The organism is Acinetobacter chinensis (assembly GCF_002165375.2).
Classification (GTDB): Bacteria; Pseudomonadota; Gammaproteobacteria; order Pseudomonadales; family Moraxellaceae; genus Acinetobacter; species Acinetobacter chinensis.
The window spans coordinates 3,332,564-3,353,736 of the sequence record NZ_CP032134.1 but is presented as its reverse complement, the minus strand read 5'-3'; the positions used below and the strand labels follow the sequence as shown (position 1 = coordinate 3,353,736).

The 21,173-nt window shown below is 44.4% G+C and carries 15 protein-coding genes; 9 read left to right on the top strand and 6 right to left on the bottom strand.

Features of this window, described 5'->3' with window-relative positions; genetic code table 11:
* The first annotated feature begins 61 nt into the window (after positions 1–61).
* Both CDG60_RS16930 and CDG60_RS16925 read left to right on the top strand, forming a co-directional pair.
* Positions 62–568, top strand: coding sequence for a hypothetical protein (locus tag CDG60_RS16930; RefSeq protein WP_087512095.1), 507 nt, complete (start codon positions 62–64; stop codon positions 566–568).
* A 157-nt stretch (positions 569–725) separates the two neighbouring features.
* Positions 726–1,094 (top strand): hypothetical protein, encoded by a 369-nt coding sequence (locus CDG60_RS16925; protein WP_160117075.1) that lies wholly within the window; start codon positions 726–728, stop codon positions 1,092–1,094.
* A 53-nt stretch (positions 1,095–1,147) separates the two neighbouring features.
* On the opposite strand, the gene scpC is transcribed toward CDG60_RS16925, so the two are convergent.
* From scpC to ompR, 3 genes are all read right to left on the bottom strand, one after another.
* Entirely contained in the window at positions 1,148–2,677 is a 1,530-nt protein-coding gene (gene scpC, locus CDG60_RS16920; RefSeq protein WP_087512097.1) for a succinyl-CoA:acetate CoA-transferase ScpC, read from the bottom strand.
* A gap of 205 nt (positions 2,678–2,882) precedes the next feature.
* Complete coding sequence (locus CDG60_RS16915; protein ID WP_087512098.1) at positions 2,883–4,343, bottom strand: ATP-binding protein; 1,461 nt, start codon at positions 4,341–4,343, stop codon at positions 2,883–2,885.
* Positions 4,344–4,422: 79 nt separating this feature from the next.
* On the bottom strand, positions 4,423–5,187 hold the full coding sequence (gene ompR, locus CDG60_RS16910; protein ID WP_087512099.1) for an osmolarity response regulator transcription factor OmpR: 765 nt from the start codon (positions 5,185–5,187) through the stop codon (positions 4,423–4,425).
* Positions 5,188–5,521: 334 nt separating this feature from the next.
* Here ompR and CDG60_RS16905 point away from each other — a divergent pair, with 334 nt between their 5' ends.
* A complete protein-coding gene (locus CDG60_RS16905; protein ID WP_087512100.1) occupies positions 5,522–7,885 on the top strand; it encodes a Tex family protein in 2,364 nt (787 codons plus the stop codon).
* Positions 7,886–7,955: 70 nt separating this feature from the next.
* Here the strand turns inward: CDG60_RS16905 and CDG60_RS16900 are convergent, their stop codons facing one another.
* From CDG60_RS16900 to CDG60_RS16890, 3 genes are all read right to left on the bottom strand, one after another.
* Positions 7,956–8,264, bottom strand: a complete 309-nt coding sequence (locus tag CDG60_RS16900; RefSeq protein WP_087512101.1) for a hypothetical protein — start codon at positions 8,262–8,264, stop codon at positions 7,956–7,958.
* 261 nt (positions 8,265–8,525) lie between these two features.
* Complete coding sequence (locus tag CDG60_RS16895; RefSeq protein WP_087512102.1) at positions 8,526–9,413, bottom strand: SDR family NAD(P)-dependent oxidoreductase; 888 nt, start codon at positions 9,411–9,413, stop codon at positions 8,526–8,528.
* Positions 9,414–9,892: 479 nt separating this feature from the next.
* Positions 9,893–11,170, bottom strand: coding sequence for an O-acetylhomoserine aminocarboxypropyltransferase/cysteine synthase family protein (locus CDG60_RS16890; protein ID WP_087512103.1), 1,278 nt, complete (start codon positions 11,168–11,170; stop codon positions 9,893–9,895).
* Between the two features lie 405 nt (positions 11,171–11,575).
* On the opposite strand from CDG60_RS16890, the gene ettA reads away from it, so the two are divergent.
* From ettA to CDG60_RS16855, 6 genes are all read left to right on the top strand, one after another.
* Positions 11,576–13,237, top strand: coding sequence for an energy-dependent translational throttle protein EttA (gene ettA / locus CDG60_RS16885; RefSeq protein ID WP_087512104.1), 1,662 nt, complete (start codon positions 11,576–11,578; stop codon positions 13,235–13,237).
* A gap of 148 nt (positions 13,238–13,385) precedes the next feature.
* On the top strand, positions 13,386–13,781 hold the full coding sequence (locus tag CDG60_RS16880) for a cation efflux protein, CzcI-like (protein WP_171405470.1): 396 nt from the start codon (positions 13,386–13,388) through the stop codon (positions 13,779–13,781).
* Positions 13,782–13,840: 59 nt separating this feature from the next.
* Positions 13,841–15,238 (top strand): TolC family protein, encoded by a 1,398-nt coding sequence (locus tag CDG60_RS16875; RefSeq protein WP_087512106.1) that lies wholly within the window; start codon positions 13,841–13,843, stop codon positions 15,236–15,238.
* A gap of 1 nt (position 15,239) precedes the next feature.
* Positions 15,240–16,544 (top strand): efflux RND transporter periplasmic adaptor subunit, encoded by a 1,305-nt coding sequence (locus CDG60_RS16870; protein ID WP_087512107.1) that lies wholly within the window; start codon positions 15,240–15,242, stop codon positions 16,542–16,544.
* Entirely contained in the window at positions 16,534–19,728 is a 3,195-nt protein-coding gene (locus CDG60_RS16865; protein ID WP_087512108.1) for an efflux RND transporter permease subunit, read from the top strand. Before CDG60_RS16870 ends, CDG60_RS16865 begins: the two co-directional genes overlap by 11 nt.
* A gap of 254 nt (positions 19,729–19,982) precedes the next feature.
* On the top strand, positions 19,983–20,957 hold the full coding sequence (locus CDG60_RS16855; protein ID WP_087512109.1) for a cation diffusion facilitator family transporter: 975 nt from the start codon (positions 19,983–19,985) through the stop codon (positions 20,955–20,957).
* Positions 20,958–21,173 lie beyond the last annotated feature (216 nt).

The window sequence follows — 21,173 nt, the reverse complement described above, 5'->3', positions numbered from 1 at the left end:
CTGTCTGCTTATTGTACTATCTTTACTGACCCGTTTATTTCTGAGTTCCTTCAGGTTGAGTATGAATTTCCTTTCAAAAAATAGCAGTGTTCTGTTGATGGTGTGGTTGTTTTCTGCCCATGCAAATGCGGACACCTCCACGCTGAGTGTTCTGCAGTCTTTGACCGAGCAGGATATGCGAGGAGTGGCAGGCAGCGTTCAATGGAAAACTGATACGCAGAAACTGGATAATATTCAAAGAACGGGTCTGCGCAATCAGCGCGAACTTCAACAGAAAACGGTTCATGGCGAAAACAGTGGCAATGTTGCTGCACTGGATATTCCACAGCAGCAGACTGAATCAGGTCACTTGCCTGAACCCTTACAGCAGCATGTGGAACATATCGCGCAGGGGCTTCAGTCTTCTGACCCGACACGGGGTATCCATACATTGCTTGAGCCTATCGGCAAGGGGAGAAATGACTTACAGATCAATCTGGACAATGTGAAAATCGGAACGGTGGAACGTCAGCTGAACACAGATAGTATTATAAAAATATCTCAACAGTTACAGAATAAACTGCCGTAAAACAATGAACTTTTTAATTCTAATAATTTTTTAAAAAAATGGGGCAATCGTGCATAAAGATACGGTTGTAATAAAAAGCTGAAGTGCTTTAAAAGCAATCCTTTATGAAAGATTGCAGAATTATGGGTCTCTGACCCGCCTGTTATTGGGGAATAACATGAAAAAATTATCACTCGTCACGGGAGGTATCTTCCTGTGTCTAAGCACATCGGTATTCTCAGGGTTTGATACCTTAAGTGACGGGATGCTCAGAGAGGTTGTTGCACAGTCTGATCTTTCTGCACAGTTTACTGACCCGTATCAGCAGAAGCTGTTTGATACTCATATTCAGCTGGCTGAATCGGGACTGGATTTTATGGCAATCCTGTTTATGGAATCTTCAGTGGAAATCAAAAAGGACTCCAGGGGGAATGTAGTGATTCAGCTGGATCGTGGGACAGTCCGACTGGATGAGATTCATACCACATTGAGCCCGCAGGGTGTTTATCGGGGGCAGTTGGTTCAGTCCAGAACCGTTGAGTACTGATCAGTTTCTCTAAAGCAAAAAAAACGCCTCAATGAGGCGTTTTTTTTATGGCGTCAAAATCTTAAGCAGATTTTTTTTTCCTGAGTTTGTGCAGTCAGCATGTGACCATTTTCTTCGAAGTTAGAGTGCCATGACAGCGCTTCACGAAGAATGTGAGGAGTCTGACCACCTTTTTCACATGCACGGTCAAAGTAATCGTTCAGTGCATCACGGTACATCGGGTGTGCACAGTTGTCGATGATTGCACGGGCACGTTCACGTGGAGCAAGACCACGTAAATCAGCAAGACCCTGTTCAGTTACAAGGATGTCAACGTCATGCTCAGAGTGATCGATGTGCGATGCAAATGGAACAACAGAAGAAATGTCGCCGCCTTTTGCAATGGATTTAGTTACGAAGATTGCAAGGTGTGCGTTACGCGCGAAGTCACCTGAACCACCGATACCGTTCATCATTTTCGTACCACATACGTGAGTAGAGTTTACGTTGCCGTAAATATCGAACTCAAGTGCAGTGTTGATACCGATGATACCTAAACGGCGAACCAGTTCAGGGTGGTTAGAGATTTCCTGTGGACGTAATACAAGTTTGTCTTTGTATTGCTCAAGGTTGTTAAATACTTTTTCGCCATATTTAGCAGAAAGCGTAATTGAAGAACCAGATGCAAACTTCATTTTACCTGCATCGATCAGTTCGAATGTACAGTCCTGAAGTACTTCAGAATACATCACTAAGTCTTCAAAGTTGGATTCTTTAAGACCTGTTAATACAGCGTTTGCAATTGAACCGATGCCCGCCTGTAAAGGACCTAAGTCTTTTGGTAAACGACCTTCTTCCACTTCTTTTTCAAAGAAAGAGATCAGGTGGTTTGCAATGCCCTGAGTCTCATCATCAGCATCAGCAACAGTTGATGGAGAGTCATGCAGTTCGCTGTTGATCACGATACCAACAATTTTAGAAGGATCGATGTTGATCGCAGGTGTACCGATACGCTCATCCACTTTAGTCAATGGAATTGGCTGGCGGGTTGGACGGTAAGTTGGGATATAGATATCGTGTAAGCCTTCGAAAGCAGGGCTTAGGTTGGTGTTGATTTCTACAATTACTTTTTCAGCAAAAATTGCAAAGCTTGCAGAGTTACCTACTGAAGTTGTAGGAATGATGCCACCATCTTCAGTGATCGCAACAGCTTCGATTACGGCAACATCAGGCTTTTTCAGCTGAAGGTTACGCATCTGTTCAACAGTTTCAGATAAATGCTGATCGATGAACATCACTTCGCCTTTGTTGATGGCTTTACGTAAAGTGTTGTCCACCTGGAACGGTAAACGACGAGCAAGTACACCTGCTTCAGTCAATTTTTTGTCAAGATCATTACCCAGACTTGCGCCTGTGATTAAAGTGATTTTTAACGGATTTTTTTCCGCTTGTGCTACCAGCGCCAAAGGTACTGCTTTCGCTTCACCTGCACGGGTAAAACCACTCATCCCAACGGTCATGCCGTCCTGGATAAACTGAGCTGCCTGTTCTGCACTCATAACTTTGTCATGAAGTGATGCTAAACGGATGCGATCTAAAGACATGGTTTACTCTCATTAAAATCTTAAACTGATACGGATTGTACCGATCAAAAAAGCCATTTTGCATACCTGTACTGCTAAGGTCTAATTTTTTGAGAAAATGTGGGTATAAGATTTTTTTATGATATTTATCAGTATGATTTTAAACACTTTAAAATCATAAGATTAATAGTTGATCAAAACTGTATGATCAACTATTGAACAGGTGTCAAAAGCGTTCAGTCAAAGTCTGACGAATTTTTTCAAGTGTGCTGCTGCTTGTTTTTTCATCATCACTGATGGTGTTCAGCGGCAGGGAAACAATTGCTTCCAGTCCACCCTTTTCACGATTATGTATTAAAAGTTCACCTTGATGAATGTCTACAATCCGCTTCACAATAGCGAGTCCGAGTCCGCTGCCCTGAACAGTTCTTGCTTCATTTCCACGGACAAAGGGTTGCATCAGTTCTTCAATCTGGTCTTCAGGAATACCCTCACCATGATCTGCAACGCTAATTAAAATATGTTCATTTTCAAGTGTTGCAGAGAGTTCAATCGGCTCTGCCCCATAACGCTTGGAGTTGTTGATCAGGTTTCCGATCAGGCGTTTCAGTGACAGACTGCGGGCCTGAATCACAGGCAGTTCATGTTGCTGAAAACGGATATCCAGTGGTTTGAACTGAATGATCAGTTCCTGTAGCAGCATATTCAGGTCTGTATCCTGTGGTTTTTCATCAGATCCATCCCTCATGTAGGAAATGAACTGATTCAGAATCGCATCCATGTCCTCAACATCATAAATCAGACCTTCTTTCAGAAAGTCATCATCAGGCATCATTTCGGCACTCAGGCGGATACGGGTCAGGGGAGTGCGCAGGTCATGTGAAATACCGGCGAGCATGATTCTGCGGTCACGTTCCGTCTGCTCTAGGGTATAGATCATATGGTTGAAAGCCTGGTTGACTTCACGGATTTCCTGAGGGCCATGATTGGTCTCCAGGTAAGGTGCTTTACCGGTTTTACTGTAACTGTTTGCGGCATTCTGCAGACGGCGCAGAGGACGGTTCAGCTGCCGAACCAGGGTCAGGATAATCGCTGCGGCAAGCAAAGGAACACCAAGCAGCCAGCCGAACACCAGTTCTGGACTGTAGTTGGCATAGGTTTTTAAGGGTTCACGAACCCAGTTGCCGTTCATTTCAGGTGTCTGAATCCAGATGCGAGGGCTGGGCTTGAACTGGAAATACACTGTTACTTCGTCTTCTTTAAGTTCCTTCGCCAGCTTTTTTTCAATCTGACTGGTAAAGAACTCAGCAATCACTTTGTCGCGGACATTAGGATAGTCGGCAGGATCAGTGACATATTCAATTCCAACCCTGTTTTTCAGCCAGGTGTCCACATCCATTTCAGTATCTTTATGGAAAATACGCAGATCAGGGTTATTTAATATTTCAAGTTCTACAGCAAGGTAGCGGGCATGCTGCTGGATTTCTGGCAGATACAGCGTCTTCCAGAAAAACCACAAAGACATAAACAGGCTGAAAAATACCACAAATAAAACCAGTACCGTTGTGCGCATAGCACCTGAACGAGGCTTGATTTTGTCCAGAAAGCGTTCCCATGGGGTACGTTTCCTTTCAGAATATTCCTCAAATTCTGTAAATTGCTGCGGATCAATCGGTTCTAATTTCACTGATATTTTCCATGTATGCCGTGGCTTGGGAGCTTAAATAAAATAAGCCTTTTAAAAAGGCTTATTTGACTGAAGACGATTATTCAGCACCATCTGGAACAAAGACATAACCCACACCCCAGACGGTCTGGATATAACGGGCACGGGCAGGATTTTCTTCGATCAGGCGACGCAGGCGTGAAACCTGAACATCAATCGAGCGTTCCATTGCACCCCATTCACGACCACGGGCAAGATTCATGAGTTTATCGCGGGTCAGTGGTTCACGTGGATGCTGAACCAGTGCTTTGAGTACAGCAAACTCACCCGTTGTCAGTGTTACCACCTGACCTTCACGGGTCAGTGTGCGAGTGGACAGATCAAGTGACCATGGACCAAAGCTGACGACTTCCATCTGCTGACTTGGAGCACCAGGCACTTCACGCACCTGACGGCGCAGTACAGCACGGATACGGGCAAGCAGCTCATTTGGATTGAACGGTTTTGGCAGATAATCGTCTGCGCCTGCTTCAAGTCCTGCAATCCGGTCTGAGTCACTGCCACGGGCAGTCAGCATGATAATCGGTGTGTCTATGCTGGACTGGCGCAAACGACGGCAGATGCTCAAGCCATCTTCTACAGGCAGCATAAAGTCCAGCACGATCAGAGAGAACAGTTCACGCTGTAACAGTCGATCCATCTGAGTGGCATCGTGTGCGGTTTTAACCACAAAACCCTTGTCTTCCAGGAAGCGCTGAAGCAGCGTCCGTAAACGCACATCATCATCAACCACAAGAATACGTTCGACGCGGTCAGTTTCGGCTTGTACGGCATCTTTGTTTTCAGCAGGTACAACTAAACTCATTGATGTGCTCCTTATTCTTTATTGTCATCGTATGAATACAACGGCTGAAGTTGAGTATACGATTCATCTGTATCTGTTTGCTATGTTCTAAAGCAACAAATATTGCAGAAAAAATCAAGACATAGATACCAAATATATACATCTATCATGCAGTAAAACGGAGAAAAAAGGCAGATATAAAATGGACTTATCCGTGAATTTAGTGACTATTTGTGAAAATGTCATGAACTGGCAGGATTGACCACTTATAAATTTAATAAAACAGTTGTGGATTTTATAGTCTTGGTCTTTATAATCATGCCTTTTAGTATTCATCCTTATGGGATCAAACACGATGACTGACTTAGTTCAGCAGCTGGCAAGAGAAATTGCCGTACGTCCAGAGCAGGTGGAAGCTGCCATCCGACTGATAGATGAAGGCTCGAGTGTGCCATTTATCGCGCGTTACCGTAAAGAAGTAACTCAGGGGCTGGACGATATCCAGTTACGTCAGCTTGATACACGTCTGGCTTATTTACGCGATCTGTTTGAACGTCGTGAAAAAGTTCTGGAATCCTTAACGGAACAGAGCAAACTGACCGATGACCTGAAAGCACGGATTTTTGCTGCTGAAACAAAAAATGCGCTTGAAGAGATTTATGCACCTTACCGTCCGAAACGGACCAGCAAATCTTTCAAGGCAAGAGAAGCAGGCCTGGGTGATGCAGCAGATAAAATTCTGAATGAACAGATTGAACCTGCTGAAGCACTTGCAGGATTCAGTCACGAAGATTATCCAGATACTGAAAGCCAGCTGGATGCCATTCAGCACATTATCATTGATGACTGGGCACAGAACATTTCCCTGACAGCTGAGCTGAAAGAGACGTTTGCGAAAACTGCAGAGCTGAAAAGTTCAGTCGCATCTGATGAGAAAAAAGAAGTCGGTAAAAAATTCCGCGATTATTTCGATTTCTCTGAAAATTTAAATAAAATCCCTTCGCACCGTTTACTTGCCATGTTGCGTGGTCGTCAGGAAAACGTACTTGGACTGAAAGTCGATGGTCAGGATGATGCTCCACTGATCCGTGTTGAAACAGAATACGATCTTGAAGCTGCTCAGCCACAGTCACGCCGTGACTATCTGAAACAGACTGCAAAATTATTCTGGCTGGGTAAAGTCCGTCCTGCGATTGAACATTCTTTACTGACAGAAAAACGTCTGGCCGCTGAAGCAGAGGCAATGGATGTTTTTGCTGAAAACCTGCGTCATTTACTGCTTTCTGCTCCTGCGGGTGCGCGCTGTACACTTGGTGTCGATCCTGGTATCCGTACCGGTGTGAAACTGGCAGTAGTCAATCAGTCAGGTGATGTTGTTGCACACAGCACCATTTATCCATTTGCACCGAAAGAAGACAAAGCAGGTTCAATTGCTGAGCTGGCACGTCTTTGCCGTGAGTTCAGTGTTGATCTGATTGCGATTGGCAATGGTACTGCAAGCCGTGAAACAGAAGCAGTTGTTGCTGAAATGATGGCTGAAAATGCAGATCTGAAACTGACCCGTGTTTCAGTTTCAGAAGCAGGTGCATCGGTTTATTCAGCTTCTGAACTGGCATCAAACGAACTGCCTGATCTGGATGTTTCCATTCGTGGGGCGGTGTCGATTGCACGTCGTTTACAGGATCCACTGGCTGAACTGGTCAAAATTGATCCTAAATCCATTGGTGTAGGTCAGTATCAGCACGATGTGAACCAGGCAAGCCTGGCGAAAACACTGGATGCAGTGGTTGAAGACTGTGTGAATGCTGTGGGTGTCGATGTAAATACCGCATCTCCTGCCATTCTGGGGTATATCGCAGGTCTGAATAAATCCATTGCTCAGCAGATCGTGGAATACCGTAAAGAAAACGGTCGTTTTGATAACCGTCAGGCACTGAAAAATGTACCACGTTTAGGCGAGCGTACATTTGAACAGTCAGCAGGTTTCCTGCGTATTCAGGAAGGTTCTGAACCGCTGGATGCTTCTTCTGTTCACCCTGAATCTTATGGTCTGGTCAATAAAATTGTTGAAGCGAAAGCAACCACTGTAAAAGATATTATCGGCAATACCGAAATTATCCGTCAGGTGAAGGCTGAAGACTTTGCTGATGATCAGTTTGGTCTGCCAACTGTTCAGGATGTATTAAGCGAACTGGAAAAACCAGGTCGTGATCCCCGTCCAGAATTCCGTACTGCAAAATTCCGTGAAGACATTACTGAGGTTTCACAGCTGACAGAAGGTCTTAAACTGGAAGGTGTGGTGACTAATGTGACCAACTTCGGTGCATTTGTGGATGTTGGTGTACATCAGGATGGTCTGGTGCATATTTCTGAACTTGCCAACGAATTTGTTGCAGATCCGCATAAAGTGGTTAAACCTGGTCAGATTGTTCAGGTGCGTGTTCTGACGGTCGATGCTGAGCGTAACCGTGTGAATCTGTCCATGCGTGCAGAGGGTGCAGAAGCACCTGCTAAACGTCAGCCACGTCGTGAGCAAAACAATGAACCACGTGGAGAGCGTAAACCGCAGGCGAAGCGTCCACAGCAGTCTCGTCCGCAAGGGGACCGTCCTCAGCGTCAGACAAATCAGCATAAGCCACAGGCTGCTAAACCACAGGAAAATAAAATCGGTGGTTTAGGTGCGCTGTTGCTTCAGGCCGGAATCAAAGGCTCGAAATAAATCCTGAAATGTAAAAAACCTCCCAGATGGGAGGTTTTTTTATTTTCCATACCCTAAAAGGGGGGGATATTTATGAAATCATGCTTTGTATCAGCAGACTGGAAGCTACAGTTCCAGCTCCAATTTTTGAGAAAATATAGCAGTATGGGCTGGGTTTTTCTGAATTTTCAGCCTGGGTCACAGGTGCTGAAGTGTTATTGGCTGTAACGGGTGATATTTTACTTTTTACAGCAAATTCAAGCAGAATTAAAATCAATCCTGACTGGATGAAAACACTGAAAAACTGTATTTGTGATTGTTGTAAGTCAGTGATCAGGTTGAACGCAGTCAGACCTGCACAAAAGAAACAAAACACTTTAAAGAAAAGAAGACTTTTCATGGGCTGTCCCTCATTTTATTGATCTTATAGTGACTGAGTATTCTTAAAGTTATATTAAAATTCTGATTTTCCAGTATTGCTTTTGTTGTTGGGTGGGTAAAATCACTTTGATTATGACAAAACTGAATTGAAACAGTGATCGTATTTTGTAATTTTCTGTGAGATCAAAAGGTCTGTTTCTGGGAGATCAGTCCACATTAAAAAAGGCATCAACTCAAAACAGAGAAGATGCCTTTTTGTGATCTGTGAATCTTTAAAAAATTACCAATGCTCACCAGGGAACAGGCGGGCATAGGCTTTCTGAACCCAGTTCAGCTTTTGCTGTTCACCAACCGATGCAGATGAACTTGGGAAAAGGTTAAAGCCGATCGACATCAGTTTGTTGTTGATGTCCGGTGCAACCGCATAGGTGATGGATGCCAGGCGACCCAGATTGGTTGCCACTTTTTTAGGACGTTTAACAATTGCGTAGGCAACCAGGTCTGCTGCCTGTTCAGGAGACAGAGTCGGTACATATTTATAAATTTTTGTCGGTGCAATCATTGGCGTGCGTACAAGCGGCATATAGACCGATGTAATGGCAATCTTGTGTGAATGTACTTCAGCAGACAGGCAGCGGCTGAATGCATCCAGTGCAGCTTTGGACGCCACATATGCGGAAAAGCGGGTTGCATTTGCCAGTACACCGATTGAACTGATATTGATGATCTGTCCATCTTTACGATGCATCATCTGTGGCAGAACATTCATGACCAGGCGGACAGCACCGAAGTAATTCAGCTGCATGGTACGTTCAAAGTCATGAAAGCGGTCGGCTGACTCATGTACTGCACGACGGATTGAACGTCCGGCATTGTTGATCAGAATATCAATCTGTTCCACGGAAGCTGTAATTTCAGCAGACACAGCATCAATAGCTTCCATGTCATTTAAGTCGCATGGGAATACAGAGGCTTTACCACCGCGGGATTCAATTTCAGCTTTGACCTGATCCAGTGTTTCTTTGGTGCGTGAAACAAGCAGAACATGCGCGCCTGCATCTGCAAGTCTGTGTGCAACAGTCAGCCCTATGCCACTTGATGCCCCTGTGATTAAAACGGTTTTACCCTGAACCTTTTTCTGGAAAAGCTGCTCTAATTTCTGATTCATGTTCTTTACCCTGATTGACGCGATGAACTGCTGAGCTGTAGTTACTTGTTTTGTACCAGCAAGAGGATTTCTGTATAAAAGATGATCGGTTGCTGTGGTGGGGAATAATATACAATATTAAAAAAAATACTAGGGTTAAGTCCATGAATTTATGAATTATTTTTAGAGTAAATACTCTATTGTTTTTCGCCTTATTAAGTGATTTTTAACACACTCTTAGCGCAATGAAAAGATGTAATGCTGACAGGATGAGGGAAGTGCTGTTTTTTGAGATTTGACTGGCTGGAAAACCATCACTGAAAAGTGATGAAAATCAATATGGGCAGAAAAACTGTTTCCTGACCTGCTGATGAGCGGAATGAAAGATGGTGGAACTGTATCCAGTTGAAGAATAAAAAAACTGCACAGGTTTTCAGTGGATTTCTGTCCAGAAACAGCCCTGATGATCAGGGCTGTCTGCTGAATTTTTATCTCAGTATTTATACCGCTGAAAGAGCCTGTTCCAGATCTGCAATCAGGTCATCGATATGCTCAATCCCCACGGACAGACGCACCATATCCACACTGACGCCTGCAGATTTGAGTTCTTCTTCATTGAGCTGACGGTGCGTGGTGGTGGCAGGGTGGCATGCCAGGCTTTTTGCATCACCAATATTCACCAGGCGGGTAAACAGCTGGAGCGCATCAATAAAGCGTGTACCACCGTCACGACCATCCTGAACGCCAAAAGAGAGAATGGCTGATGGCTTGCCTTTGACATATTTCTGAGCAAGCGCATGCTGTGGATGATCTTTTAAGCCTGCGTAATTGACCCATTTTACTTTTGGATGGGCTTTTAAATACTCAGCGACTTTCTGCGCATTTTCAGTATGACGTTCCATACGCAGATTCAGTGTTTCTAAACCTTGTAAGATTAAGAAAACACTTAAAGGACTGATCGCTGAACCTGTATTGCGCAGTGGGACAACACGGGAGCGGGCAATATAGGCTGCCTCACCTAAGGCTTCCACATAGTTCACGCCGTGATAGCTTGGATCAGGTGTATTCAGTACTTTGAAACGTTCAGGATATTTACCCCAAGGGAATTTACCACTATCCACGATTGCGCCACCGATACTATTACCATGACCACCGATATATTTGGTCAGTGAATGCACCACGATGTCTGCACCATGTTCAAAAGGTTTGAGCAGGGCTGGAGTTGCAACTGTATTGTCCACGATCACAGGAACGCCATATTCATGAGCAATTTTTGAAATCGCTTCAAGATCAATGATATTACCGAGCGGATTACCAATCGATTCGACAAATACCAGTTTGGTTTTGTCATCAATCAGATCGCGTAAACTTTCAGGTTTTTGATAATCGAAGAAACGCACTTCGATGCCTTGTTTCGGCAATGTATGCGCAAATAAGTTGTATGTGCCACCATATAGCGTTGAAACAGAAACAATATTGTCACCGGCTTCTGCAATGGTCTGAATGGAATAGGTGATGGCTGCCATGCCCGAAGCCACTGCAAGTGCGCCAATGCCACCTTCCAGTGCTGCAATCCGCTGTTCAAGGACAGCCGTGGTTGGGTTCATGATACGGGTATAGATATTACCCTGTACTTTCAGATCAAACAGGTCTGCACCGTGCTGAGTATTATCAAATGCATAAGAGGTGGTCTGATAAATAGGAACGGCCACGGCTTTGGTGGTGGCTTCAGGGCTGTAACCTGCATGAATGGCAAGGGTTTCGTCTTTGTAAGTCATATTCCATCAACTTTTTGTTAAATTTCAAAAGAGTGTAGCATTGGTTTATATGAAGTAAACAATGGTTTATTAATTTTTAAATCATAAAAAATAATATAGCGTGATTGCGTTGTCATTTAATGGCGATTCATTTTCAGTATGGACAGGGTGAAAAATAATAGTCACAAAAATATGTTACATAGTCAGGAGCACCATTTATTTATCCGTATTTTGGGGTTTCAGGATTTTTAAAATGGGAAGGTAAAGAGCAGGGAAATGGGCAGAAAAATCAATGCAGGCGATATCTTAAAAATATCATCTGCAAATTGGATGAATCTGAACAAAAGCTGATAAATTCAGCGTATAATTATCGCCATTTATTGCTCGCATTTTTGCAGCGTTTTTTTAATTATAGAGGAGTCCTACGTGGCCCAATATATTTACACGATGAACCGTGTGTCGAAAATGGTTCCGCCTAAACGCGAAATCTTGAAAGACATCTCTTTATCATTCTTTCCAGGTGCCAAAATTGGTGTGCTTGGTTTAAACGGTGCAGGTAAATCCACCTTACTCCGTATTATGGCTGGCGTAGATAAAGATTTCTCAGGTGAAGCTCGTGCTCAACCAGGTATCAAAATTGGTTACCTGGAGCAGGAACCACCTTTAGATGAAACAAAAGATGTTCGCGGTAACGTTGAAGATGGTTTACGTGAACCACTTGATGCTTTAGCACGTCTTGACGAAGTATTTGCAGAATATGCAGCAGAAGATGCCGACTTTGATGCACTTGCAAAAGAACAGGAAAAGCTGGAAGCGATTATCCATTCATGGGATGCTCACAATATTGTGAACCAGATGGATCAGGCTGCTGCCGCACTTAACCTTCCAGCCTGGGATGCAGACGTATCCAAACTTTCAGGTGGTGAACGCCGTCGTGTAGCACTGTGCCGTCTGCTGCTGTCTAAACCGGACATGCTGCTTCTGGACGAACCAACGAACCATTTAGATGCTTCATCTGTATCCTGGTTGGAACGCTTCTTAAAAGACTTCCCAGGTACCATTGTTGCGATTACGCATGACCGTTATTTCCTGGATAACGTTGCGGAATGGATTCTTGAGCTTGACCGTGGCATGGGTATTCCATACCAGGGTAACTATTCTTCCTGGTTAGAGCAGAAAAATGCCCGCTTAGAACAGGAAAACAAGCAGGAAGAATCTTTTGCTAAAGCATTGAAAAAAGAACTTGAATGGGTTCGTTCAAATGCCAAAGGTCAGCAAAAGAAAAACAAAGCGCGTATGGAGCGTTTTGAAGAGCTTAACTCCCGTGAATTCCAGCAGCGTAATGAAACCTCTGAAATCTACATTCCACCTGGCCCACGTCTGGGTAACAAGGTTGTAGAAGTTGAAGGCATCAGCAAATCATTTGGTGATCGTACGCTTTATAAAGACTTATCATTTGTTGTGCCACCTGCTGCGATTGTCGGTATCGTAGGTGAGAACGGTGCAGGTAAAACCACACTGTTCCGTATGATGACGGGCGAACAGCAACCAGATACTGGTTCTGTGGTGCTGGGTGAGTCAGTTAAAGTGGCTTACGTGGGTCAGATCCGTGACACTTTGGATAACAACAAAACCGTCTGGGAAGAAGTTTCTGGCGGTCTGGATATCTTAAAAATTGGCGAATACGAAATTGCATCCCGTGCCTATATCGGTCGCTTTAACTTTAAAGGTCAGGATCAGCAGAAGCGTGTAGGTCAGTTGTCAGGTGGTGAGCGTAACCGTTTACAACTTGCGAAAATCCTGCAGATGGGCGCGAACGTGATCTTACTCGATGAACCGTCAAATGACCTGGACATCGAAACTTTACGTGCGCTTGAGGATGCAATTCTTGTATTCCCAGGTACCGTGATGGTGATCTCGCATGACCGCTGGTTCTTAGACCGTATTGCAACGCATATCCTGTCATTTGAAGGTGAAACACCTGAATTCTTTACAGGTAACTATGCTGAGTTTGAAGCATACCGTCAAAAGCGTGATGGCGATGACCTTGTTGCGAAGCGTCAGAAATACCGCAAAATTGGTGTTTAATTTCACCTGAAGGAAAAACCGGTCAATTGACCGGTTTTTTTATGTCTGCTGACTGGATACAGGATGTAATGGTATTACACAGTGCTTCGTTGTTATAGTAGGCACATTCTGTTTCGAAGTGAAATGTGTGAAACGTTCAGGTATTTTCATGACAGTCCTGCTGAGTCTGTTCATGTTCCAGAGTTTATGGAACGTGGCGGCGGCTTTCTGCGCGCATGAAAATCTGAATCATGGCTATACCGTAACGTCACAGTTCCATTTTGGGCATCATGTCGCTTTGAACTGTGAACAGAATCAGCAACATTCACATGATTCAAAGCAGACTGTTGGTATACAGATGAGTGAGTTTATCAGCCAGCTGGATGATGATCACAGCGATCATTTGCCTTCATTTGCGCATTTTATCGTGGCAGATGTATCGCAACAGGCTGATCAGCCTAAATTTGTTGCCTATCCTGAATCTGCCTTTATCGACTGGAAAAATCTGTACCAGTCGCCTGATTTATTTCTGCCTAATCCTCCGCCCGCATCCGCCCCGCTATAAGGTGGGGTAGCCGAAAAGATTGACCCACCACTGAATATTCATTTTAGTGGGGCATTATCATGTCTAAAAGTGTGTCTATAAAAAAATCGATTCCTGTGTCTGAAACAGGATCAAAGGTTGTATTTAAAATACGGAATTCCATTCTCAGCACTGTTGTCATCAGTTTAATGTCATCGGTTGCATGGGCAGATTCATCTGTTCAAAAGCTGAGTTTGCAACAGGCAATTGAGAAAACTGCGCAGTATCAGCAGTCGCAGGGTGTGTGGCAAACTCAGCAAAAAATTAACGATGCGAATATAAAACAGTCAAAGCTGTGGATAAATCCTGAGTTGTCCATAGAGCAGACGGGCTTTGGCTCGGACGAAGAAAAAGAGCTTTCGATTGGTCTTTCTCAGAGACTTGATCTGTTTGGTGAACGTAAGTCTACACAGCAGCTGGCGCGACTTGCCAAAGATCAGACTGTACTGAATCAACGTATTTATCAGGCACAGCTTGAACTGGCGGTGAAATATCTGTGGTCACAACTGGCGATTTTTGAACTGGAACGCAATGTCGTTCGTGAACAGCTCAATGTCAGTGAAGAAAACCTGAATGCGATTCAGAAACGTTATCAGGCGGGCAGTGTGGCGCAGGTCGATGTGGATCGTGCCAGGCTTAGCCATGCGGAAAATGTCCGTTTATACCGTCAGGCAGACTTGCAGTTGCAGGTGGCAACACAGCAGTTGTCCAATGTCTGGGGCGATGCAGACAAATCTATCCGTATCGGTTTAAGTCCGCAGTCACTGTGGCCAAGTTCCACTCCACAACAGGTGCAGGCTTATCTTGCAGATAATCTGATGGAGAAATCACGTCAGTTACAGGTACTCCAAGCCAAAGCCACAGTTGATCAGCTCAAGGCATCGGCACGTCCAAATCCAACAGTCAATTTTGGCATGAATCGAACCAGATCAGCTGAAACAGCGACTGAAAATGCCTTGGTGGTGGGCGTTTCTATTCCTTTAAATATTTTCAATCGTCAGCAGTATGGTGTCGAGATTGCACAGGCAAAGCAGGATTTACTGGGCAAGCAACAGGAATTTTATTTGAAACAGAATGCTTTGCAGATCGGAACCTTACTGACCGAACTACAGGGCCTGGAAGTGCAGTTTAAAGAAGTGGATCAATCTCAGATTCCCCTCGCTACACAGGTTCAGCGTAAAACCCTGCTGGGTTTCAGTGCTGGGAAATTTGCCGTGACTGATGTACAGCAAGCGACATTGCAGTTACAGGAGGTTCGTCTGCGTAAGGTGCAATTACTGAAAGATGGCTGGCAACGTGCCATTGAAGCCGAAAGTCTGAGCTTAGGTTTAGCACCAGATCAGATCATGGCAAAAGATGCGATTGCACAGTTAAATCAGACGTTATGGCAGGACACGCAGGCATTGCCTGTGGTGGGTGGAATGAGTGAGGGAAATTAAAATGTTAAAGCTAAAACACAATTTGAAAAATCAACATGGAAAAATCTCTCAGTCAGTGCTGATCATTATCGCTTTGGTGATCACTGCTCTGGTTGCACTGGGGTTATTTATTTCAGGTAAAAATAAACCTGCTAAAACGGATGAGCATGGTCATGGTGAATCAGAAGCGCATGCGGATGAGGGGCATGCAGAAGAAGCGGAGCATGATCATAAAGAAGATGGTGATCATGCGCATGAAGAGGGTGCTGATGGCGCAGACGATCATGCCGAAGCCATCAGTCTGAGCGCACAGCAAATGGCGGAACAGGGTGTACAGCTTGCCAAAGTTGAAGTCGGTGCTGTGAGTAAATCAGCATCTTATCCTGCTAAATTAACCGTCAATACAGACCGTCAGGCGCACGTTTCACCTGCATTCAGTGGTCATGTGCAGTCGGTCAGTGTTGAACTGGGTCAGCATGTGAAAAAAGGGCAGGCTCTGGCGACCTTACTAGTGCCTGATCTGGTGGATCAGCAGTCTAATTTACAGATTGCACAGTCCAATCTGCAACTGGCAAAACAGGATTATGAGCGTGAACGTCAGTTGTGGTCACAGGGTATTTCTGCCAAGCAGGATTATCAGCGTGCTTATAATGCATATCAGCAAGCGCAGATTCAGGTGCAGGCGACCAAAGCGCGTCTGTCTGCCTTTGGTGCTTCTTCAGGTTCAAATGGCCGTTATGTACTGACTGCACCGATTTCAGGTGTGATCAGTAAGAAAGACTTAGTGGTTGGTGAAAATGTACAGTTGGCGGATCAGCTTTTCATTATTGATCAATTGGATCAGTTGTGGCTTGAATTTATTGCGCCAAGTACTGAGTTTGCCGCTCTGGCGCCGAATCAGCAGATTGAATTTAAATCTTTGCAAACAGGCAATGCATTTAAAGCGCAGATTCAAACCCTGAACAGTGAAGCCGATGCGCAGACAGGTCGTTTACAGGTTCGTGCCAAAGTCCTGTCCAATGCAGCTGAACTGCGTCCAAACTTAATGGTCAATGTGCAACTGCAACAGGCAGGTTCAACACAGGCGATTCGTGTGCTGAAAAGTGCAGTACAGAAAATTGAAGGCAAAGATGCGGTTTTTGTGGCACATGAACATGATAAGAAAATTGAATTCAGCCCACAGCCTGTGGTTTTAGGGCAGATTTCAGGTGATGGTCAGTGGATTGAAGTTCAGTCGGGTCTGATTCAGGGACAGCAGTATGCAGCCCAAGGCAGTTTCCTGTTGAAGTCTGAACTGGAAAAAGGAGAAGCTAGCCATGAGCATTAATGATTCTCCTGATTCTAAAATTGAAAATTCAAATACAGAAACAGCACTTCCAGAACCTGAAGGTCTGTTTGATCGACTGATTCAGTTTGCGATTAAAAATGCTATCTGGGTGATGTTGTTTATTGTCGCGTGGATCGGGGTTGGGATTTACAGTTATCAAAAACTGCCGATTGACGCCGTGCCTGATATTACCAATACACAGGTGCAGATCAACACACAGGCGACAGGTTTTACTTCGCTTGAAGTGGAACAGCGGATTACCTATCCGATTGAAAATGCCATGGCAGGTCTGCCAAAACTGGAAATGACCCGTTCGATTTCCCGTTATGGCTTGTCGCAAGTCACGATTATTTTTAAAGATGGTACGGATATTTACTGGGCACGTCAGCAGATTAATCAGCGTTTACAGGAAGCACAGGCTGAATTGCCTGACAGTATTGCACCGACCATGTCACCTGTATCCACAGGGCTTGGAGAGATTTATCAATGGGTGATCAAGTCTGAACCAAATGCCAAAAAGCCTGATGGTACGCCTTATACAGCGATGGATTTACGTGAAATTCAGGACTGGATTGTACGTCCGCAATTGCAGCGTGTGGCAGGGGTTGCTGAAGTCAACTCGATTGGTGGATTCAACAAAACTTATGTGGTGACACCTGATTTAAGCCGCCTGCAACAGTTGCAGATTCCATTGACGGATTTGCAGACTGCACTGACGGAAAATAATGAAAACCGCGGTGCAGGCTTTGTTGAGACCAATGGTCAGCAATTGACGGTACGTGTACCAGGTACGCTGAACAGTATTGAAGATATTCAGAATGTCACGCTGAGCAATAAAAATGGCTACCCGATCCGTGTTGCAGATGTGGCAACGGTGTCGATTGGGCATGATCTGCGTACTGGTGGAGCAACTTACAATGGTGAGGAAGCGGTACTCGGGATTGCTATGATGATGATGGGGGAAAATAGTCGAACGGTTGCAAAGGCAGTCGATGCCAAAGTGAAGGAAGTTCAGCAGTCTTTACCCAAAGGTGTAGTGATTGAAACCGTTTATGACCGTACTGATCTGGTGGAACGAGCGATTAAAACGGTACAGAAGAACCTTGTGGAAGGGGCGATTCTAGTCATTATTATCCTGTTTTTATTCCTTGGAAATTTCCGTGCAGCTTTAATTACGGCATGTGTGATTCCACTGTCAATGTTGTTCACACTGGCAGGTATGGCAGAACAGAAAATCAGTGCCAATCTGATGAGTTTAGGTGCGCTCGATTTCGGGATTATTGTCGATGGTGCGGTGGTGATCGTGGAAAATTGTATCCGTCGACTGGCTGAAGCACAGCATGCCAAAGGACGTTTACTGAGCCGTGCCGAGCGATTTAAAGAAGTCTTTCTTGCAGCAAAACAGGCGCGTCGTCCGCTCATTTTCGGGCAATTGATTATTCTAGTGGTTTATCTGCCGATCTTTGCGCTGTCAGGTGTGGAAGCCAAACTGTTCCATCCAATGGCAATGACTGTAGTTCTGGCTTTGGTGGGTGCGATTATTCTATCAGTGACTTTTGTTCCTGCTGCGGTAGCACTGTTTGTAAATGGTGAAGTTAAAGAAACCGAAAGTCGCTGGATGCTGTGGTTAAAGCAGAAATATGAAGCACTGTTAAATTTAGCTTATGACTTTAAAGTGTTCGTGGTTACGATTGCGGTCTGTATTCTGTTTCTAACCGGTGTTTTAGCGACACAGATTGGCAGTGAATTTTCACCACAGCTCAGTGAGGGGGATTTTGCGGTTCAGCAGATGCGTTCACCGAGTACGGGCTTGGAACAGTCCTTGCGGATGCAGGAAAATACCGAAAAGTTATTGCTGAAAGAATTTCCTGAAATTAAAGCCATCTTTGCCCGTACAGGAACTGCGGAAGTGGCAACGGATGTGATGCCACCGAATATTTCCGATGCGGTATTGCTGTTAAAACCAAAGGATCAGTGGAAAAATCCAAAAGAAAGTATTGATGAATTACGTCAGCGCATGATCGCATTTCTGGATACTTTGCCAGGTAATAACAGTGAATTTTCACAGCCGATTGAACTGCGTTTTAATGAACTGATTTCAGGTGTACGCAGTGATGTGGGGGTGAAAATTTTCGGTGATGATATGGAGGTGCTGAATCAACAAGCCAATCTCATTGCACAGAAAATCAAAACTATTTCAGGTGCAACAGCAGTCAATGTTGAACAGACTTCGGGTTTACCTTTACTCAATGTGGAAGTGAATCATGCTGCGGCTGCGCAGTATGGTTTATCGGTAAAAGCCATTCAGGACTTGGTTGCAACAAGTGTCGGTGGTCAGAATGTCGGGCAGATTTTACAGGGTGACCGTCGTTTTGATTTTGTGATTCGTCTGGATGATGCACAGCGTACTCCTGAACATCTGGCAAGTTTGCCAATTCAGATTCCGAATGGTGGGTTGATTCAGTTGCGGGATGTTGCCAAAGTCGACAACATTGAGGGGATCAATCAGGTCAGCCGTGAAAATGGTAAGCGTCGGGTCGTAGTGACTGCAAACGTTGAAGGGCGTGATCTGGGTTCATTTGTTACCGAGTTGCAAAGCACATTAGCCAAACAACCAATGCCATCGGGTTACTGGCTGGATTATGGCGGTCAGTTTGAAAATCTGATGTCTGCCAAAGCCCGCATGCAACTGGTTGTACCACTGGCGCTGATCACCATCTTTATTCTGTTGATGGCAGTGTTCCATAACGTTAAAGAAAGTTTACTGGTCTTTACAGGTGTGCCATTTGCGCTGTGTGGCGGATTGGTGGCATTGTGGTTACGCGATATTCCTTTGTCGATGTCTGCGGGTGTAGGTTTTATTGCACTCTCAGGTGTGGCGGTGCTGAATGGTCTGGTGATGCTGACCTTTATAAAGGAACTGCGTCAGCAGATGGATGTCTATCATGCAACGTGGCAAGGTGCGATTTTACGTCTTAGACCTGTATTGATGACGGCTTGCGTGGCATCACTGGGCTTTATTCCCATGGCACTGGCAACAGGTACAGGTGCGGAAGTTCAACGACCATTGGCGACCGTGGTGATAGGTGGGATTGTGTCATCTACTTTATTGACACTGGTGATTCTACCTGTGATTTATCGCTGGATGAGTGAGCGAACTCATTTGAAACAAGAAGAGTTTTGAGGGAAATAAAGATAGATTTATGTGATTAGTATAAGTGTAATCACCTTCGGTGCGACCTACTTTTCTTTCGGGAAAAGTAGGCAAAACCATTGTCATCAGCAAAACTCGTCCAATACCAATGATATATTGAGTGGGTCGCAGAAACATTTTTATCAAATGGTATCCTGCCTCGGACAGTTGCTGATGACGTTTCCGCGTATCAAATTTTTTCATAATTCATATGCTAAAAATGATAGAAAAAACAGGAGTTCACTATGAGTGAGCACGGACATGACCATAGCCATGCAGTGGTGACAGAAGGCAATGCGAAAAAGCTGACCTTTGCTTTGGCATTGACCACCACTTTTTTAATCGTTGAAGTGATTGCGGGTTTTATCACGCAAAGTCTGGCATTACTGTCAGATGCAGCGCACATGTTTACCGATGCTGCGGCACTTGCTATTGCACTGGTGGCAATTAAAATTGGCAAACTGCCGCCCGATGATAAACGTACCTTTGGTTATCAGCGTTTTGAAATACTCGCAGCGCTGTTCAATGCATCCATGCTGTTTGTAGTGGCGATATATATTCTGTATGAAGCCTATCAGCGTTTCAGTCATCCGCCTGAAATTCAAAGTATGGGCATGATGATTGTTGCGGTTATTGGATTGATCATTAACCTGATTTCCATGAAAATTTTATTTTCAAGCTCGCAGGAAAGTCTGAATGTCAAAGGCGCTTATTTAGAAGTTTTAAGTGATGCTGTAGGTTCAATCGGGGTGATTATTGGTGCTGCCGTAATCTACTTCACGGGCTGGATGTGGGTCGATACCGTCATTGCGGTATTAATCGGTTTTTGGGTTTTGCCTAGAACATGGATCTTGCTGAAACAAAGTATCAATATTCTGCTTGAGGGTGTACCTGACGAGATTGATATTGAAAAACTGCGTAATGATTTACTGGCAGTCAAAGGTGTGGAAAGTATTCATCAACTGAAAGTCTGGGCAATTACTTCAAAGAATGTTCATTTAACCGTACATTTATTTGCACCGCATGCAGACCGTAATGCGCTTTATCAGGATGCAATGGAAATGCTCAGTCATGAACATGGTATTACCGAGATGACCTTGCAGATTGAAGATGATGAATGTATGGCACATGCACACAGTACATCAGGGCAAGGTGAGCATGATCATCACGATCACGATCACGATTTACATGAGCATAATGAAAAAAACCATTCACATTAAAGTGAATGGTTTCTGGTTTTTAATAGGCTTTTTGAGAAAGTTGTTTCAGCAAGAACTGAATTAATATTGAATGTTCCCTCATCCTTTCAGGATGAGAAACTTGGTTTCGCAAGAGGGAGAGGTTTTCTATTTAAAAGCCTCTCATCCTCTTGCGGAGTTAGCTCCTCATCCCAAAGGGAGAAGGAACTTCCAATATTCTTTTGAATATGTTTTGAA

Excerpts from the sequence above, each read along its gene's own strand:
- CDG60_RS16905 (WP_087512100.1), top strand. The coding sequence starts at position 5,522 with ATGACTGACTTAGTTCAGCAGCTGGCAAGAGAAATTGCCGTACGTCCA.
- CDG60_RS16880 (WP_171405470.1), top strand. The coding sequence starts at position 13,386 with ATGACAGTCCTGCTGAGTCTGTTCATGTTCCAGAGTTTATGGAACGTG.
- CDG60_RS16895 (WP_087512102.1), bottom strand. The coding sequence starts at position 9,413 with ATGAATCAGAAATTAGAGCAGCTTTTCCAGAAAAAGGTTCAGGGTAAA.
- CDG60_RS16930 (WP_087512095.1), top strand. The coding sequence starts at position 62 with ATGAATTTCCTTTCAAAAAATAGCAGTGTTCTGTTGATGGTGTGGTTG.
- CDG60_RS16925 (WP_160117075.1), top strand. The coding sequence starts at position 726 with ATGAAAAAATTATCACTCGTCACGGGAGGTATCTTCCTGTGTCTAAGC.
- CDG60_RS16865 (WP_087512108.1), top strand. The coding sequence starts at position 16,534 with ATGAGCATTAATGATTCTCCTGATTCTAAAATTGAAAATTCAAATACA.
- CDG60_RS16900 (WP_087512101.1), bottom strand. The coding sequence starts at position 8,264 with ATGAAAAGTCTTCTTTTCTTTAAAGTGTTTTGTTTCTTTTGTGCAGGT.
- CDG60_RS16875 (WP_087512106.1), top strand. The coding sequence starts at position 13,841 with ATGTCTAAAAGTGTGTCTATAAAAAAATCGATTCCTGTGTCTGAAACA.
- CDG60_RS16870 (WP_087512107.1), top strand. The coding sequence starts at position 15,240 with ATGTTAAAGCTAAAACACAATTTGAAAAATCAACATGGAAAAATCTCT.
- CDG60_RS16855 (WP_087512109.1), top strand. The coding sequence starts at position 19,983 with ATGAGTGAGCACGGACATGACCATAGCCATGCAGTGGTGACAGAAGGC.
- CDG60_RS16890 (WP_087512103.1), bottom strand. The coding sequence starts at position 11,170 with ATGACTTACAAAGACGAAACCCTTGCCATTCATGCAGGTTACAGCCCT.
- scpC (WP_087512097.1), bottom strand. The coding sequence starts at position 2,677 with ATGTCTTTAGATCGCATCCGTTTAGCATCACTTCATGACAAAGTTATG.
- ompR (WP_087512099.1), bottom strand. The coding sequence starts at position 5,187 with ATGAGTTTAGTTGTACCTGCTGAAAACAAAGATGCCGTACAAGCCGAA.